The 15,193-nt window shown below is 65.5% G+C and carries 15 protein-coding genes and 1 pseudogene; 2 read left to right on the top strand and 14 right to left on the bottom strand.

Annotation, left to right across the window (positions count from 1 at the left end; all coding sequences use genetic code 11):
• Nucleotides 1-105: 105 nt before the first annotated feature.
• The 4 genes and pseudogenes from OC159_RS09215 to OC159_RS09200 all read right to left on the bottom strand — a co-directional run bounded on the left by OC159_RS09215 (nucleotide 106) and on the right by OC159_RS09200 (nucleotide 4,654).
• Nucleotides 106-934, bottom strand: a pseudogene (locus OC159_RS09215) (transposase).
• An 87-nt stretch (nucleotides 935-1,021) separates the two neighbouring features.
• Nucleotides 1,022-2,407, bottom strand: a complete 1,386-nt coding sequence (gene dacB / locus OC159_RS09210; RefSeq protein ID WP_265500852.1) for a D-alanyl-D-alanine carboxypeptidase/D-alanyl-D-alanine endopeptidase — start codon at nucleotides 2,405-2,407, stop codon at nucleotides 1,022-1,024.
• Nucleotides 2,407-3,000 (bottom strand): nicotinate-nucleotide adenylyltransferase, encoded by a 594-nt coding sequence (locus tag OC159_RS09205; protein WP_265500851.1) that lies wholly within the window; start codon nucleotides 2,998-3,000, stop codon nucleotides 2,407-2,409. The genes dacB and OC159_RS09205 overlap by 1 nt, the downstream gene beginning before the upstream one ends.
• 52 nt (nucleotides 3,001-3,052) lie before the next feature.
• Nucleotides 3,053-4,654 (bottom strand): bifunctional metallophosphatase/5'-nucleotidase, encoded by a 1,602-nt coding sequence (locus tag OC159_RS09200; RefSeq protein WP_265500850.1) that lies wholly within the window; start codon nucleotides 4,652-4,654, stop codon nucleotides 3,053-3,055.
• Nucleotides 4,655-4,776: 122 nt separating this feature from the next.
• Here OC159_RS09200 and OC159_RS09195 point away from each other — a divergent pair, with 122 nt between their 5' ends.
• Together OC159_RS09195 and OC159_RS09190 are read left to right on the top strand one after the other, a co-directional pair.
• The gene (locus OC159_RS09195; RefSeq protein ID WP_265500849.1) at nucleotides 4,777-5,112 is read left to right on the top strand and encodes a DUF952 domain-containing protein; all 336 of its coding nucleotides are present in this window, start codon (nucleotides 4,777-4,779) and stop codon (nucleotides 5,110-5,112) included.
• Nucleotides 5,109-6,167, top strand: coding sequence for a quinone-dependent dihydroorotate dehydrogenase (locus tag OC159_RS09190; protein WP_265500848.1), 1,059 nt, complete (start codon nucleotides 5,109-5,111; stop codon nucleotides 6,165-6,167). The genes OC159_RS09195 and OC159_RS09190 overlap by 4 nt, the downstream gene beginning before the upstream one ends.
• On the opposite strand, the gene cysE is transcribed toward OC159_RS09190, so the two are convergent.
• The 10 genes from cysE to OC159_RS09140 form a co-directional block, all read right to left on the bottom strand.
• Nucleotides 6,164-6,991, bottom strand: coding sequence for a serine O-acetyltransferase (gene cysE, locus OC159_RS09185; protein WP_265500859.1), 828 nt, complete (start codon nucleotides 6,989-6,991; stop codon nucleotides 6,164-6,166). The genes OC159_RS09190 and cysE overlap by 4 nt on opposite strands.
• Nucleotides 6,992-7,068: 77 nt before the next feature.
• Nucleotides 7,069-7,779: a DUF2793 domain-containing protein gene (locus tag OC159_RS09180; RefSeq protein ID WP_265500847.1), complete on the bottom strand. Its 711-nt coding sequence runs from the start codon at nucleotides 7,777-7,779 to the stop codon at nucleotides 7,069-7,071.
• Entirely contained in the window at nucleotides 7,769-11,650 is a 3,882-nt protein-coding gene (locus OC159_RS09175; protein WP_265500846.1) for a baseplate multidomain protein megatron, read from the bottom strand. The genes OC159_RS09180 and OC159_RS09175 overlap by 11 nt, the downstream gene beginning before the upstream one ends.
• 21 nt (nucleotides 11,651-11,671) lie before the next feature.
• Nucleotides 11,672-12,112, bottom strand: a complete 441-nt coding sequence (locus tag OC159_RS09170) for an NlpC/P60 family protein (protein ID WP_265500845.1) — start codon at nucleotides 12,110-12,112, stop codon at nucleotides 11,672-11,674.
• Complete coding sequence (locus tag OC159_RS09165; RefSeq protein WP_265500844.1) at nucleotides 12,105-12,932, bottom strand: DUF2163 domain-containing protein; 828 nt, start codon at nucleotides 12,930-12,932, stop codon at nucleotides 12,105-12,107. The genes OC159_RS09170 and OC159_RS09165 overlap by 8 nt, the downstream gene beginning before the upstream one ends.
• Nucleotides 12,929-13,561: a DUF2460 domain-containing protein gene (locus tag OC159_RS09160; RefSeq protein ID WP_265500843.1), complete on the bottom strand. Its 633-nt coding sequence runs from the start codon at nucleotides 13,559-13,561 to the stop codon at nucleotides 12,929-12,931. The genes OC159_RS09165 and OC159_RS09160 overlap by 4 nt, the downstream gene beginning before the upstream one ends.
• An 11-nt stretch (nucleotides 13,562-13,572) precedes the next feature.
• Complete coding sequence (locus OC159_RS09155; RefSeq protein ID WP_265500842.1) at nucleotides 13,573-14,220, bottom strand: phage tail tape measure protein; 648 nt, start codon at nucleotides 14,218-14,220, stop codon at nucleotides 13,573-13,575.
• On the bottom strand, nucleotides 14,207-14,458 hold the full coding sequence (locus tag OC159_RS09150; protein ID WP_265500841.1) for a rcc01693 family protein: 252 nt from the start codon (nucleotides 14,456-14,458) through the stop codon (nucleotides 14,207-14,209). The genes OC159_RS09155 and OC159_RS09150 overlap by 14 nt, the downstream gene beginning before the upstream one ends.
• The gene (locus OC159_RS09145; RefSeq protein ID WP_265500840.1) at nucleotides 14,455-14,769 is read right to left on the bottom strand and encodes a gene transfer agent family protein; all 315 of its coding nucleotides are present in this window, start codon (nucleotides 14,767-14,769) and stop codon (nucleotides 14,455-14,457) included. Before OC159_RS09145 ends, OC159_RS09150 begins: the two co-directional genes overlap by 4 nt.
• A complete protein-coding gene (locus OC159_RS09140) occupies nucleotides 14,769-15,182 on the bottom strand; it encodes a phage major tail protein, TP901-1 family (protein WP_265500839.1) in 414 nt (137 codons plus the stop codon). Before OC159_RS09140 ends, OC159_RS09145 begins: the two co-directional genes overlap by 1 nt.
• Nucleotides 15,183-15,193: the final 11 nt, after the last annotated feature.

Genomic DNA, 15,193 nt, shown 5'->3' with positions numbered 1-15,193 from the left:
GTGTTCGTCTTCAGCGACGTCTCGTCGATGAAATCGATGCGCGTCAACGCGTTGTGCATGAACGGTGGGCGTCGTGTGATCCAGATATGGCGTGCCTGCCGGATCTCAGGCCGCTTCTGCTCGACGACTTGCAGGTCTCTTTTTGTGGGTCAGCCCGAGACTGCGTGAGACAACCGCTGCGGTCTTGTCGTAGCGGGCAGGCGACGCGGCGGGCGTTCTTGAGCTTGTTGAAGCACCGCTCGGCAAGGTTCCGCAGCCGGTAGGGCTTGCGGTCGACAGCCACGCGCAGTTTCCGTGACTTCCGCATAGGTATCACGGGCACGACGTTGCGCGCCTCCATGGTTTTGCGAACCTTATCAGAGGCATGGCCGCGATCGGCCAGCAGGACGCCAGGTTCCAGCAGGACGCGAGGTTCCGGCAGGTTGTCGTCCATGGCCAGATCGAAGCCCAGATGGTCCGACGTCTCGCCCGGCGAAATATCCGACCTTAGGTGGGGCCTGCACCGTTGACCCGGAGGTGGATCTTGGTCGTGAAGTGGAAGGTGGTCCAGAAAACGGTCCGGTGGATCGTCTTCCCACCGGACGCTCTCGACCGGCCGAAACCTTGCCTCGGAGCCCCCCCTTTTGCGCCCGCTGCCTGATGATGGGCGCGGACTGCGGTGCTGCCGATCATCTGAAGGGCGTCGGGAACCAGCCCGCTTTCGTTCGATGCGCCCATGATCTGCTTCCGGAGCACCGCGAGGGTCCAACGCCGAAACTGGCGGTAGACGCTGGACCACTTGCCGAACTTCGGGCAGGTCGCGCCAAGGCGATCCCGTCCGCGCGATCCAGAAAATGCCGTCCAGACCAGGACGATGGTTCAGGGGTTTGCGGCCGTTCGGCGCGCGAACGGCGAGGATGAAGCGTTCATGGAACGCCCACTCCTCGTCCGGCATCAGGTCTCATGCCAAGCTGATCTCCATCGCAGAGACCAGCTTGAGCCATGATCAGCGCGACCTGTGAATCCCTTTTATCAACACGGCCTAACCCCCAAGCCTACCGGCAAAGGCGCCGATCAGGTCGCGCTGCAGCGACTTGGCGGCATGCGTCCAGGTGCTGACGTCATCAGGAAGCTCCTCCCCGATCGACGTCGCGCGCCGGGCCTCGTCCGTACACAGGATCGCGAATGCCCCTTCGCGACCCGATCGTGTCGTCACATAGCCCGCCAGGTTGGAAACGAAGTTCAGCGTGCCGGTCTTCGCAGACACGCGGTGGTCGGCTTGCCCCGGCCCCAGATCCTCGTCCAGCGGATCTGTCCGCAGCAGCGGCCCCAGCCCCAGATCGCGGCCCGGTCCCGCCAGCACACTGGCGAGGCCGAAGGCGGAAACGCGGCTTGCCTCCGAAAGCCCCGAATGATCGGCCAGCCGCATCCCCTTGCCCAGGCCGCCCAGCCAGCCGCTCATTGCGTCGGCCGAGGTCGGCAGCGTGTTGGCGCCGCTTGCATGCAGGCCGAGCGTCTCGGCGGTGATGTTCGTGGAATAAAGCAGCATGTCGTGCACGAGCGTTCGCAACGGCGGGCTGTCGTGCCGGGCGATCACCTCGCCTTGCGGCAGGTGCGCGATCACCTCTGGCTGCGGCAGGACAAGCCCCCGCGCGCGGCACAGGGTCTGGAACACGTCTGCCGCGTAAAGCTCTGGCAGGCGGACGGGCAACCACCGGCTGCCCGACGGACCCATCGCCGCACGCGAGATGGTCCAGTACTCGCGCTCTATATCATGGCGATAGGTGAAAAGATCGGCATGCGTCGCCGGCATCGCGCTGATCGTGTAGGCCCTAAGCGACTGCCCCGTCGCGCGAGCCTCGACGCTCAGCTGATGGTTGACGCCGACGCGAGTCCAGCCCAGGTGGACGCGATTGAAGTTCAGGATCATGCCTGAAATGGTGGGATTGTAGGCCAGATGCACCGCCTGCTCGGGCGCAATCTGTGCGATGCTTGGCAGCGCACCGCCCCAAACGGCGAACCTCCGAGGCGGAGGAGAGCCGCTGCTTGCCAAGGTGGCGGCCAGCCGCGCCAGGTCGTCGCTCGACAGCACCGGGTCGCCGCCACCTGCCAGGATCAGCATGTCGCCCGCTCGGATCAGCCTTGTGCCGAAGCGATGCCCAGGCCCCAGTCGATCGAGCGCAAAAAGCGCAGTGATGACCTTCATGGTGCTGGCCGGCGCCATTGCCAGCGCCGCCTTGCCCAAGGCAGCCGGCTGCCGGCCATCCAGCAGCGCAAAGGCAATCTTCCCTTGCAGTCCACTGGCAGCGACCACGTCTCCTGGTTCCGGCATGGGCTTTCGCGGCGGACGCATGTCCAGTCCACGCGCGCCAGCGGCCGTCGGCACCGCAGCAACCAGCGCCGCAATGAACCCTCGGCGGTCGAGCATCAGGCGTCACCTTGCCGCAACTGCGTGGAAGACATCGGCGACATCGGCAGGTTCAGAATCACCCATGCCGGAGGCGTTGTGCTGGGCAGAATTGAGGCCCTCTCCTCAGGGACCCGGAACGGCCGCAGAACTGTCGCAGTCACAGAATGCCGCGCCTCCATCCGGCTTCCCGGACGAGCCAGAACCGCGAAGGGCACTCGTCCAGCGATCTGCCGCCACCGTTCCCACCGATGAAACTGAACGAGGTTGTCCGACCCCATGAGCCATACGAAGCGCGCGGCCGGATACAGGCGATCCAGCGCCTCGATCGTATCCGCCGTCTTCCGAAGGCCCAGCTGCGCCTCAAGGTCAGTAACGACGATCCGCGGATCAACGACCAGTCGCCTCGCAGCGGCCAGGCGATCATCCAGCGGTGCCGGCCCATGCGACTTCAGGGGGTTGCCCGGCGACAGCAGCCACCAGACCTTGTCCAGCCGCAGCCTCCGCATCGCGACCTTGCTGATCAGCACATGACCCGCGTGGGGCGGATCGAACGATCCACCAAGGATACCGATCCGCTGACCCGGCTGCGCGACTGGGAAACCTGTCCTCATCGGCATCGCTTAGCGCAAGAGCGCGGCCAAGCCAACGGCCAGAGTGTGCACCCTATTTCACCGCAATGCGACCGTCCGTGTAAGGAGTGTAGCCATCTTGCCGGACTCCAAGATAATCCGCGACGACCTCGGCAAGGTCCGGTCCGAAGTCGTAGGCGTTTTGGCCCTCTGACGCAAAGATCGCGTACCCGTCGCCGCCGTTGCGCATGTAGTTGTTGGTCGCCACGCCATAAGTCGCCTCCTCGTCGATGGGCACCCACGCGTCGTCCTTCTCGACCATCACGTTGCTGATGCGCGACCCGACATCGGCGGCGGGATCGACCGTGTACTTCAGACCCGCAACCTGGGCGAAGCGTCCCGCCTCTTCCTCGTATTGGCTGGCACCATTTTCCAGCGCCTCGATGACGCCGGCACCGGTCAGTTGAAAGGTGGCAAGGGTGTTCTGGAACGGCAGCACCGAATAGATCTCGCCCATCGTGACGTCGCCCTCGTCGATGGATGCCCGCAGCCCGCCACCGTTCTGGATGGCGATGGTCACGCCCTGCTCGGCCGTACGGTCCAGCATCGCGTCGGCGACAAGGTTGCCCATTTCGCATTCCCTCGTGCGACAAGCCGCGCGATCACCGCCGATCGGGTTTGCTGTCTTGGCGACGACCTCTTCACGCAGCGCCGCGATGGGCTCGGCCATTTCGCCGACACGTGCCGCGACCGCCTCGTCCTGCGGCACTGAGGAATCGAGAAGGATCGGCTGACCCTCGGCCTGGACGAGGTTGCCCTCATCATCAAAAGTCAGCTTCAGATGCCCCAGGTACTTGCCATACGCATAAGCCTGCGCAACCGGCACTTCGGCGCCCTCAGGCCCTTCGACCATGGTCGGATAGGCCCCGCTCGCCCCGTCCATGTCGCCCAGAAGCGTGTGCGAATGCCCTCCGACGATCGCGTCCAGTCCCGGAACCTCGGTCGCAAGCTGCAGATCACGGCCATAGCCGACATGGGTCAGGGCGATGATCTTGTTCACGCCCTCGGCCTGCAGTTCTTCGACCGAAGCCGCCAGGCTTTCCGCATCGTCCTGGAAGACCAAGCTGGTTCCGGGGGACGAGGTTTCAGGCGTGTCCATGGCCAGAGCGGAGACGATGCCGATCTTCTGGTCGCCAGCGTCCAACACGACGTGCTTCAGGATCTTGCCGGCGAGCACGTTGGATCGCGACACGTCGAGATTTCCCGACAGGACCGGAAAGACGACGCCGTCAGCAAGGACCGCCAGGCCTTCCGGGCCATCGTCGAACTCGTGGTTTCCGACGGTCAGGGCGTCATAGCCGATGCCGTTCATGAACTCGACAACGTCCTTCCCCTTGTAGGTCGTGTAGAACAGCGACCCCTGATACTGGTCACCCGCATCCAGAACCAGCACATTGCCGCCTTCGGCTTTGATCTCTTCTCGCAACTGATCGATCTTCGCGGCGATGCGGGCCATGCCGCCGAAGCATTCGTCCGCGGCTTCCTGCTCTGCGTTGCAGGTGCTGTCGGAACTGTTGATCGGCTCGATCCGGCTATGCACGTCGTTCGTGTGAAGGATATGCAGCACCGTGTCGGCCTGCGCCGTTCCGGCGACAAGCGCAATGGCAGAGGCGGCGACAAGAAGACGTCTGGTCATGCTGGATCCCTTTTCGGCCCGGTCAATGGCCGGGTCAGCTTGGCGCAGCCGGCGCCACCGGTCAACGCGGCACTCGCAGACGGGATCTTGACCCGGTCGACCAGGCCAAGGCAAATGCGACAATGATGATCTACAAGATACTCCGCGCGTCCGAATGGGCCGATCTGCAGATCGCTGGCAGCAGTGCCGGCGCGCCGGTCGACATCGCTGACGGCTATATTCATCTCTCGACGGCAGAGCAGGTGCACGGGACGCTCTCCAAGCACTTCGCCGGGAAGAACGACGTGATGCTGCTCGCCTGCGATGCGGACGATCTTGCCGCCGACCTGAAATGGGAACCTTCGCGAGGCGGCGCGCTGTTTCCGCATCTCTACCGGGTTCTGCATCTATCCGACATCAAGTGGTCGCGCCCCATCGCACTGACAGATGCCGGTCATGAAACGGGACCCTTGCAATGAAGATCGTCGAAAAGCTCGGCCTCGCCGCGCTCCATCGCCTCGATCCCGAACGTGCGCATGATCTATCGATCCGTGCATTGGAACTGGGACTTGCACCGTTGTGCGGTGGGCCGGTCACCTCGGACCGACTGCGGGTCAATCTGGCGGGCATGGATCTGCCCAATCCCATCGGCCTAGCCGCAGGATACGACAAGAACGGTCGCGTCATCGCGCCCCTGATGCGAGCAGGCTTCGGCTTCGTCGAGATCGGCGCCGCCACTCCGCGGCCGCAACCGGGCAACCCGAAGCCGCGCCTCTTCAGGCTGAGCGACCAGAACGCCATCATTAATCGCTTCGGTTTCAACAATGAAGGAGCCGAGCGGATCGGCCAGCGGCTCGCTGCCCGGCCGACGGAGATCCCGGTCGGGCTGAACCTCGGCGCAAACAAGGAGAGCGCGGATCGCGCCGAGGATTTCGTGCGCGTGCTGCAGGTGGCCGGCGCGTCGGCCGATTTCGTGACGGTGAATGTCTCCTCGCCCAACACCGAAAAACTCCGCGACCTTCAAGGGGCGGATGCACTTGCCGCCCTTCTCGCCCGGGTCAACGGCGCGCGCGATGCCCTCCCCAAGCGGATCCCCGTCTTCGTCAAGATCGCGCCGGACCTGACCGATGTCGAGGTATCGCAGATCGCGGCGGTGGCCCGCGACCTCCGTCTCGACGGCATCATCGCCACCAACACGACGCTGTCCCGCCAAGACATCTCAGGCCCGCATGCCGCAGAGACAGGCGGCCTCTCCGGCAAGCCCCTCTTCGGGCGATCTACCCGCATCTTGGCGCTGCTGCACCGGGAGACGCGCGGGGAGGTGCCGTTGATTGGCGTCGGCGGCATTTCGACCGTGGAAGATATCTGGCAGAAGCTTCGCGCCGGTGCGACCGCCGTGCAGATCTATTCCGCGGTGATCTACCAAGGCCTGTCCCTCGTGCCGCGGCTTGCGCGCGAGCTCGATGATCGGCTGGCGAAGGAACGCATCTCGCTGCCGGAACTGAGCGGCAGCGGCGCAAGGGACTGGGTTTAGGTATAGTCCTCGATCCCCAGCAACTGATTCATGGTCAGCGACGGATCGGTGCATCCCGCATCGCCGATGACACGCGCCGGCACCCCGGCCACGGTCTTGCACGATGGCACCTCGTGCAGGACGACCGATCCGGCAGCAATGCGCGAATGGTGACCAACACGGATGTTGCCAAGGACTTTTGCTCCCGCGCCTATCAGGACGCCGTCGCCGATCTTCGGATGCCGGTCGCCATCCTCCTTGCCTGTCCCGCCAAGCGTGACCGAATGCAGCATCGACACGTCATTGCCGACGCTTGCCGTCTCGCCGATGACGATGGAATGGGCGTGATCGATCATGACGCCTGTTCCGATGGTCGCAGCGGGATGAATGTCGACGCCGAAGCATTCAGAGCACCTCATCTGCACGAAATACGCCATGTCGCGCCGGTCCTGCTGCCACAGCCAATGCGCCATCCGGTATGCCTGAAGGGCTTGAAACCCCTTGAAGAACAGGATCGGCTGGATCAGACGATGAGTGGCAGGGTCGCGATCATACACAGCCATCAGGTCTGCACGCGCGGCGTCGCCAAGATCGGGCGCGCTTGCATAGGCCTGGTCCGCGATCTCGCGAAGGATTTGCTCGCTCATCTCGCCAGATGCCAGCTTCAGCGAGAAACGATAGGCCAGTGCGGCCTCCAGGCTTTGATGGTGCAGCAGCCCGGCATGGACCAGCGCGCCCAGCAGCGGCTCTCCGGCGACGGCGTCCCGCGCCTCATCGCGCAACTGCGCCCAGATAGCGTCGCGATCCTGCGCGACGGGGGACTTATCGATATGCTGCATGTTCATCATGGGCCTGCCCGGTCGTTCAACTCTCCTTCTAACCTACAAAAAGGGACGAGAAAACCCGGACAGGCACCAGAAGGTCACGCCGGCAGCCGAAGCTCCAGCCAATGAACGGCAAGGCGGATGCGTCCGCCCGTGAAAGTGCCCCCCTCAGCCGTCACGATCAAAGGGTCGGGCTGATAGTAGGTCATCGGCGTGCCCAGCATGCCTCGCGCCCAAGAGTCTCGCTGCTTTCCAAGGCCTTGTCCGAAGCGATTTGCCGCACCGGCCGTGCCCAGTCGCCAGCCAGTCAACGTGCCGGTTAGACCATCGATGACGCGCGCCGTGGCGCCGATGACCATCGCTCCGCCGGGAATGACGACGTCGGTGACGGCACTGGAACCCGAGGCGAGAACGACCTCGCCCTCCATAAGGCCGGTAACCAAGCCGGACCCGGATGCGCCCATGCTGATCGCGCCTACCGACCACGAGGTGCCGTCGTGAATGGCTTCAAGCCCCCGGTCCGCGACGAAGGCGCGCATGCCCCGGGCCGGCGGCAGGAAGATCCAGCCTCCGTTGCTGCCCAGGGCAATGCGGCCCGCTTGCCCGGCCCAAAGTCCCTGAGCGGCGGCAGGAATGCCCCAGCACTGACCGTCCAGAACCGTCGACGGCGGCGCTGCGGTCGAGATACTTTCCAGAACCAGATTCACCATGCCGTCCAGCCGCATCAGCGCCTCGTTGACGGTGGTGTGCTTCTGCGCCTGAGCCGGCTGCAAAAGTGGCATCTGCAGGCGCGTGGTTTCACTGGACATCGAATGTTCTCCTTGAAAAGGGGCCGCGCCCGAAGGTCTGCGACAGTTGTGCCACCTCGACGGTGACGGCGCCGGGCCGCAACTCGGTCCAAAGCGCCTCCGGAACGGTCCAGGCCGCGGTGCTGCACTGCAACTCGGCCAGAACGCGATCGCCCTGCGTCAGGCGCAGCAGGTAGCGCTCGCCCTCCTCGCCAAGCGGGACGTCGGGACCGTCCCAGCCATCGCCGTCGATGCGGGTGCGGCGGACCCAGGTGATGCCCCTGCCCTGCATGCGCAGGTGGCAGGGTGAATAGGGCCGCAGCCCGATCCCCCGCACCACCGTCGTGCGGCTGCGATAGCTGCCATCGTCTGGCGCACGCAGCGCAGGTCCGACGCGCCAGAACCGCTCCTGACCACGCGCCGAGGGCGGCAGGTCCACCTGCCGCGGCGCGCCATCCAGCAGAACGACAAGGCTACCCGCCGGCCAGACATCGGGCATCAGCGCATCAGTGCCGGCCTGACCCCGCAGCCTCTGGCTGATTTCCCACTGATCGGGGGCGACAAGCTCTGCTCGACCGAACTGGATGACCTCCCAGTTGTCGATCGTGCCGTCACCGATCGCCAGCGCATTGGCCCCGGACTGCAGCGCACGCTCGGTCACCGATCGCAACTGATCGCCGATTAGGCGCAAGCGCAGCGGCGCACCCCGATCCAGCGTGCCCGGACGCGCCCGAGGCAGCGGAGTGACGGTGCGGCCGATCACGGACCGCCGTTCGGCCATCACGTTCAGATCGAATCCCCCCTCGGGCTCTGCCGAGACATAGGCTGCGACCGTTCCCGGCCACGGATGCGCCGACACCGCCAGGTAGGGCGCATGGGGCACCTCGCCCCCGTGCAGCAGGGGCAGGTCCAGAAACACCGAAAAAACCGGCATCGGCGGTTCATAGCGACGGATGCTGCCCTGGTCGTGGTGGCTAAGCCGCGGCGTATAGAGCCCGGGATCGACGCGCACCGCGTCCACAGTGATGGCACCCGCCCGTTCGACCCGGTCGATCCGCCACCTCCGCCGTTCCTGGCCCGGCGGCTCGGTGACGATGACATCACCCGGCCCCAGGTCCGACCGCGACGGCGGCAGGGCGAACCGCACCGTGTCACGCGCCACCTCTGCCTCGGCGATCCACCTGTCCGCGATGGCACGCCCCTCAGGCCGCGTCAGAACCATCGCGAATTCGCTCTCCGAGACCGCAAGCCGCGCATCGTCGGCCAGCCGGGCCTCTGCCGTAGCCACGCCGTAGTCACCGCCCGCCGCGACGTGGCTAAGGCGCAGTCGTCCCACATTCGCAGCCTCGACCTGTCGCACGGTCTCGAAACCGCTGACCTCACCCGCGATCGCAAGATCCTCGGTGCCGATCCGCGTTCGGGTCAGCCCGTCACGCGCGATGAACTTCAGCATGCCGTCGCGCTCGACGGCATCGAACCCATGCGCCAGCATCAGCGGCTGCAACGCCGCCCGGGCAGACTCGCTGCCTTGCAACAGGTATCCCCGAACCACCCCCGAGATGCCGGACACGTCGACAGCCGTCACGCCGGCGGCGCGGCAGATGTCCTTCACGACCGCCCGCAGCGTCACGGCACCGGCACGACCGTTCAACCAATGCCCCCGCTCCCATGCAGGCCCATCGGACCAGAGGTCGTCGCGACTTGGGAACGCGAGATACGGCCGCGCATCCCAGCACCAGACATGCGCGCGACCGACATCAAGCATCCGCATCCCCTCGGCATTCACCGGGTTGTTGTCGGGATCTCGCCAATGCGCCATCGACGCTTCGACATAGGCGGCCTGGATCGCATCGTTCCGCGTGCCATTCGAGTAGTGCGGCAACATGCTTTCCGAGCTCATTGCGTCGAGGAACTTGTTGGGCTGGTTGGTGGCCTTGTCCAGCGCGGCACAGCCAAGCTCGGTGAACCAGATGGGCTTCATGCCCGGAATCCAGGCCGTCGCCTCGCGCTGCCGGACACCTTCGGGACGGTCATAGTGCAGGTTTTGCCACCACCCCTTCAGGTCCTTGTACCGCCAGACCCACGCCTCGTCATACGCACCATCGGTGATCGGCGTTCTGGCCTGCGCGTTTCGATCGGCGTCATTGGCATAGTACCAGTCAAAGCCTTCGCCACCCGCGACGTTGTTCCGAAGGTAGGCGATGTTGTCGATCCGCCCCCAATGCGCATCAAGGTGATCGTCGCCGTCCCTCCAGTCCGACAGCGGCATGTAGTTGTCGATGCCGATGAAGTCGATGTGCGGATCAGCCCAAAGCGGGTCGAGATGGAAGAACAGCTCGCCGTCGCCAGGGTGATGGCCGAAATATTCGGACCAGTCTGCGGCATAGCCGATCTTGACCCGCGGCCCCAAAATCTTCCGCACATCCGCAGCCAGCTGCCGCAACGCGGCGACGGCGGGGTAGCTGTTCCCCGGCCCCCGGATCTGCGTCATCGACACCATCTCGGAACCGATCAGAAACGCGTCCACGTCTCCGGCTGCGGCGCAAAGATGAGCGTAGTGCAGAATGAATCGGCGATAGGACCACTCCTCGGGACCTGCATAACGCACGCGATCACGGTCCCGCACGAAGTCGTCGGGCGTGGCCCGCCCGAAGAACCGCTCGACCTCAAGAACCGCATCGGCGGTCCCGTCGGCAGAGCCTGGACGACCCGGCGCCATGCCGGTCGTGATCCGGCCACGCCACGGCATGACCGGCTGTTCCGCACCGCCATAGGGATCGGGCAGCCCGTTCCCTGCGATCTGCTCCATCAGGATGAACGGATAGAAAATCGCTCTGCGGCCAGACGCTGCCAGCGACCGCAGCCCCTCGATCACGGACTGGTCCGAGGGCGTGCCGCCATAGATCGGTCTGCCGTCCTTGCGCGCCACCTCGTCAGCCTGTTCCCGCTCGATGCCGCCTGCCCGCCATGGCATCTCGGCACCGTCGACCTCACCGAACTCGACCTTTGGCTTGACCCGGCATTCACCGATCCGCAGGTCGCTACCGAACCACGACACGACTAGGCTAACCGAGCCGACATTCGGCAACTCGCGGCCCAGGATGTCCAATGATACTGAAAGGTCCGTGCCGCCCATCAGCGTGTTCCGGTTGAAACTGCGCCCCTGCCCCAGGTCGTCGTCATGATTGACCGGCGTCGTCGCAAGTGAATATTCGCCAGTGCCGGGGATCAGCGCAACCGCGCGGACATCCCGCGGCAGACCGCTACCATCGCGGGCCGGGCACGTCACCTCGAAGCTCAGCTGCGGCATGCGGTTTCCCCAACGCTCGAGGCTCAGGTTCTCCAGCACGACATAGGCGATGCCACGGTAGGCGGGCGCTTCATCTCCCTCATGGGCAGAGACGATCGGGTCAGGCATCTGCGTCTCGTCGCCCTGATAGACGCGCATGCCAAGGTCTTCGGCCGCGATTTCCTCGCCGTCCGCCCAGACCCGGCCCACCCCCAGGATGCGCCCCTCGCAAAGCGCAATGGCGACCGAGAGGCGATAGCTGATCTGCGCCACCTGCGACTTAGGCGCACCCTTGCCGCCGCCGGCACTCTCGGTGCGCCTTGTCTCCTCTAGGGGAGACGCCCAGATCACGTGCCCCGGCACGCGCATCTGCCCCCAGATCCGAAGCACTGCCGCACCCTCGCCTGCAGCCTGAATGCGCAGACGGTCGATCCGCCCGGTTTCGACAGCCCTCGTGCCGCCGCCCAGCAGGCGTTGGTCGATTGCGCGACCGACCACTGCACCGGCGGCCCGCCCGAGCACGGCGCCGGACATGCCCAGCATCGCGCCGCCAAATCCGGACCCGAGCGAAGCACCCACGGCAGAAAGGACAATCGTGGCCATCAGAGCCTCCTCGAAATATGGTCAGGGAAAGCTGAAGCGCGCCACGATCCGGGATCGCCACGGGGTGGTCAGCGGGCTTTCGATGACACCGTGATAGGTGTATGCATGCAGAAATCTTGGCTCGGCCCTGTCCTGCGACAGTATCCCAAGATGCTTGGCGATGGCGCCCTGCCGCATGCGGAACAACAGCACCTGGCCGGGCGCAAGAGCTGCGTCTGGCTGAAGGGGAACCAGGTGGCGCATGGCGGCGCCAAGCAGAACTTCGCTGCCGCCGCAATCCGCCCAATCGGCAGTATAGGCTGGCGGCACTTCCGGCTCGGCGCCATATGTCTCCCGCCAGACCCCCCGGATCAGGCCCAGACAATCGGCGCCGCAGCCCTTGACGCTACTTTGGTGAACATAGGGCGTCCCCAACCAGCCCCGCGCCGCGTCGACGACCGCGTTTGACACGGGTTCATCCATGACGGCCCGCCTTCGGCGCCAGCAGCCAATCTTCGGTCGGCAGATGGGGGAAGCCGCGAAAGTTGATGAAGTTCGCGAACTTCAGACGGCACGAGGTGGCCGACTTGTCACACCCTGCCGTCAGCAGGATCTGGTCCCCTGCCTTGGGGTCAATCCCCAGCGCCGACCACAGCTCGATCACGCGATGACCGCCCGGCTGTGCCATGTCGTTCTTGATCAGGCCCTGAAGCCCCTCGGCGGCACCAGAAAGAACCTGCAGTCGACCGCTCTCGAACCAATTCGCGGCGAATGACGGTAAGGCGGAGATGCTGAAGATCCGACCGTCCTCAAGACCCTCGACCCGCAATTTGACCGACAGGCCGGGATCGGACAGGTCGACCTTGCAGGCGTTGTCGCCAAGCCGGGCATGGCAGCGCGGATGATAAACACGGCCCTGCGGTGCGTTCAGCCGCTCGGACAGGCCGCGTAACTCGGTGCGGAAGGCGCCGTTGGAACATGACACCTCGCCAAGGTTGCCCCGGAACACCAGCTTCCGCCGCGCCGGGTCGGTCCAGTCTACCTCCCACATCCGCAACTCCGCCTCGTCCCAGCGCCCGGCCATTAGGTCGCGCTCGGTGATAGCATCGTCGCTCAGCGCGCCCGTGGCTTCCGAGTTGTCGACCGATAACCCCGTTGCCTGGACCAGCGCCCGCGCGGTAAGCCCGCAGTCGGGGCGAAATGCGATACCTTCGAACTCAAGCACACCATCGTGGTCCGTGAAACCCAAGGTCACCCCGTCGGCTCGGCGGATGGACCAGGCGCGTGCAACCGTTGTCGTCATATCCTGACCTCCACGACCGGAATGTCCGGCACCTGCCCCGCTTGGAACGAGGCCACCGATACCGCGATCCGGTCGGTGTCGAAGCGCACCGGCAGGTCGAATTCGAAGCCGGCCGTGATGTCGGCACCGACCTCTGGCGCCTCGCTGAACGTGATCGTCCCAGTCCGGTGGTCAACCGAGTAATGCGTGCCCAGGAACACCTCGTCGCCGCCGATCCCGGCGCGGACCGACTCAGCAACGGGCTTGGTGATCGGCCGGCGATAGGTCGCCTCGCCCGACCGATACGCCTTGGACAGGGAAAAAGAGCGCTCGCGGCCGTCTCCCCTTGCCAAGACCTGGTCGTCGAACCGCGGCATTGCCGAAGGCAGGCAGCTCTTGAAGTCGGACCAGTCCTTCCAGCGAAACCCGTGCAGCTGACCTGCACGCGCCTCGAAGAAGGCCACCACCTCGGCCAAATCGTCCAGCGACCGCAGGCCCATACCTGCATCAAAGCGGCGCCGGGCATGGGCCCAAGGCGTGTTGCGCTCCTCGAAGCCGCTCGCCAGGGTCACGATCTCGGTCCGACGCTCGGGTCCACCGATCGCGCCGAACGACAGGTTTGCGGGGAACCGCACCTCGTGAAAAGCCATGTTCGGCCCTCTCAGCTGTTACGTTCGCCGCGCGCCAGCACGCGCGACATCTGAGCCGCGATCTGCGACTGGCTTCTCTGAAAACCGGCGACGTCCGGCGTCTGGATGTTGAAAGTGACGTTGACCGAGCCGCCCCCGCCGGCCGCCGCAACACCCAGCTTGCCGTCCGGCCCGCGACGCAGTGGCATGATGGCCTCCGGCCCCGCCTCGCCCATCAGCCCTTGGCCGCCGCGCATCGGAAATGCCGTCGGGCCAGAGACGACATCGCCTGCTACCGTGCGACCCTGCGAAAAGGCGCCCCCCTTTGCAAAGGGCGTCACGCCCCCGCCAAGAAACCCGCCGATCCCACTGGCGATCGAGTCCGCCAGCGTGCTCTCGACCGGCTTCATCGCGATGCCATAGACTGTGTCGGCCAGCGACCGGCCGATGGTCTTCAGCGCATCCGACAGCTTGCCGCCATCCAGGACCAGCCCGTCGAATGCCCGGCCCAGCCCACGCTCCAGGCCTGAGGATAGCGTCCCCGCCTCCCGCGTCGTGAACATCATCGACTGGCGCAACCGCCCGAGCTCGCCGTGGAATTCGCTTGTCATCCGGGCGCTCTGTCCCAGGTCCTCTTCCAGCCGGTCCAACATGGACCCGGCGCCATCACTCGTCGCCATCGTCGTCATTCCCTCTGCGCGTTTTCGTTCCGCCGCCCGGCGGACCGGGCGTGTCGGGATATCGTGCGGCGAGATCCGTCAGACGGTCCCGTGTCATCCGCGGCGCCAGCAAGCCCAAGCCCAGCATCAGGCCCAACTCCGCCGGCGTCAGCGCCCAGAACTGGTCCGGATGCAGCCGCAACTCGCGAAGGCCTGCCCGCATCATCCCCGCCCAGTCCAAGCCCCTGCCCACCGTCATGCGGGCGTCCGAAAGGCCAGCGCCAGAAGCCTTGCGGCAACCCGTGCCGCCTCCAGCGGCCCGCCGTCGATCTGGACTGTCATCAGGTCCTGGGCAGAGCCGCGCCACCCGCCGCCCCTGAGGCCGGCCACAAGAACCGACAGGATGTCGCGGCTGCCGAAGGTCCCTTCGTCGATCCGTGCAACCAGTGCGGAAAGACCCGCAGCCCCCAAGTACGTCTCCAGCTCCGCCAGCGCCCCCAGCGTAAGGCGTGCAACGTGCGGCTGACCCTCCAGCACCAAGGCCACCTCGCCCCGCATCGCGTTCGCCATCACAGCGCCACGAAGGTCAGCACGCCCGCCGACGCCAGCGACATCTCATAGGTCGCCTCGCCATCGAAGCTGCCGGCATATTCCAGACCGGTGATCTGGAACGGCCCCTCGACTGCGCCGAAGTCCGGGATGATCACCTGGAAGCGCGGGATTTCTCCGTCGAAGAACGCCTGCCGCGCCCGCCCATCGGTCGAGGCATCGCGGAAGACGCCCGAACCCGAAACCTGGGCGCTGCGCACACCCGCACCTCCCAGCAGTTCGCGCCAGCCCCCGTCGCTTTCCAGGCTAGTCACGTCCACCGTCTCGGCGTTGAAGGACAGGCGCGTCGCGCGCAGACCAGCCACGGTCTCGAACGTGCCGTCGCCCAGCATGTCCATCTTGATCAGCAAGTCACGTCCGTTCTGAACTGCCATTCTTCCGTCTC

This window comes from Paracoccus beibuensis (assembly GCF_026162625.1).
Classification (GTDB): domain Bacteria; phylum Pseudomonadota; class Alphaproteobacteria; order Rhodobacterales; family Rhodobacteraceae; genus Paracoccus; species Paracoccus beibuensis.
This window is presented reverse-complemented; position numbering and strand designations above follow the sequence as displayed.

Excerpts from the sequence above, each read along its gene's own strand:
- dacB (WP_265500852.1), bottom strand. The coding sequence starts at position 2,407 with ATGCTCGACCGCCGAGGGTTCATTGCGGCGCTGGTTGCTGCGGTGCCG.
- OC159_RS09205 (WP_265500851.1), bottom strand. The coding sequence starts at position 3,000 with ATGAGGACAGGTTTCCCAGTCGCGCAGCCGGGTCAGCGGATCGGTATC.
- OC159_RS09200 (WP_265500850.1), bottom strand. The coding sequence starts at position 4,654 with ATGACCAGACGTCTTCTTGTCGCCGCCTCTGCCATTGCGCTTGTCGCC.
- OC159_RS09195 (WP_265500849.1), top strand. The coding sequence starts at position 4,777 with ATGATGATCTACAAGATACTCCGCGCGTCCGAATGGGCCGATCTGCAG.
- OC159_RS09190 (WP_265500848.1), top strand. The coding sequence starts at position 5,109 with ATGAAGATCGTCGAAAAGCTCGGCCTCGCCGCGCTCCATCGCCTCGAT.
- cysE (WP_265500859.1), bottom strand. The coding sequence starts at position 6,991 with ATGAACATGCAGCATATCGATAAGTCCCCCGTCGCGCAGGATCGCGAC.
- OC159_RS09180 (WP_265500847.1), bottom strand. The coding sequence starts at position 7,779 with ATGTCCAGTGAAACCACGCGCCTGCAGATGCCACTTTTGCAGCCGGCT.
- OC159_RS09175 (WP_265500846.1), bottom strand. The coding sequence starts at position 11,650 with ATGGCCACGATTGTCCTTTCTGCCGTGGGTGCTTCGCTCGGGTCCGGA.
- OC159_RS09170 (WP_265500845.1), bottom strand. The coding sequence starts at position 12,112 with ATGGATGAACCCGTGTCAAACGCGGTCGTCGACGCGGCGCGGGGCTGG.
- OC159_RS09165 (WP_265500844.1), bottom strand. The coding sequence starts at position 12,932 with ATGACGACAACGGTTGCACGCGCCTGGTCCATCCGCCGAGCCGACGGG.
- OC159_RS09160 (WP_265500843.1), bottom strand. The coding sequence starts at position 13,561 with ATGGCTTTTCACGAGGTGCGGTTCCCCGCAAACCTGTCGTTCGGCGCG.
- OC159_RS09155 (WP_265500842.1), bottom strand. The coding sequence starts at position 14,220 with ATGGCGACGAGTGATGGCGCCGGGTCCATGTTGGACCGGCTGGAAGAG.
- OC159_RS09150 (WP_265500841.1), bottom strand. The coding sequence starts at position 14,458 with ATGACGGTGGGCAGGGGCTTGGACTGGGCGGGGATGATGCGGGCAGGC.
- OC159_RS09145 (WP_265500840.1), bottom strand. The coding sequence starts at position 14,769 with ATGGCGAACGCGATGCGGGGCGAGGTGGCCTTGGTGCTGGAGGGTCAG.
- OC159_RS09140 (WP_265500839.1), bottom strand. The coding sequence starts at position 15,182 with ATGGCAGTTCAGAACGGACGTGACTTGCTGATCAAGATGGACATGCTG.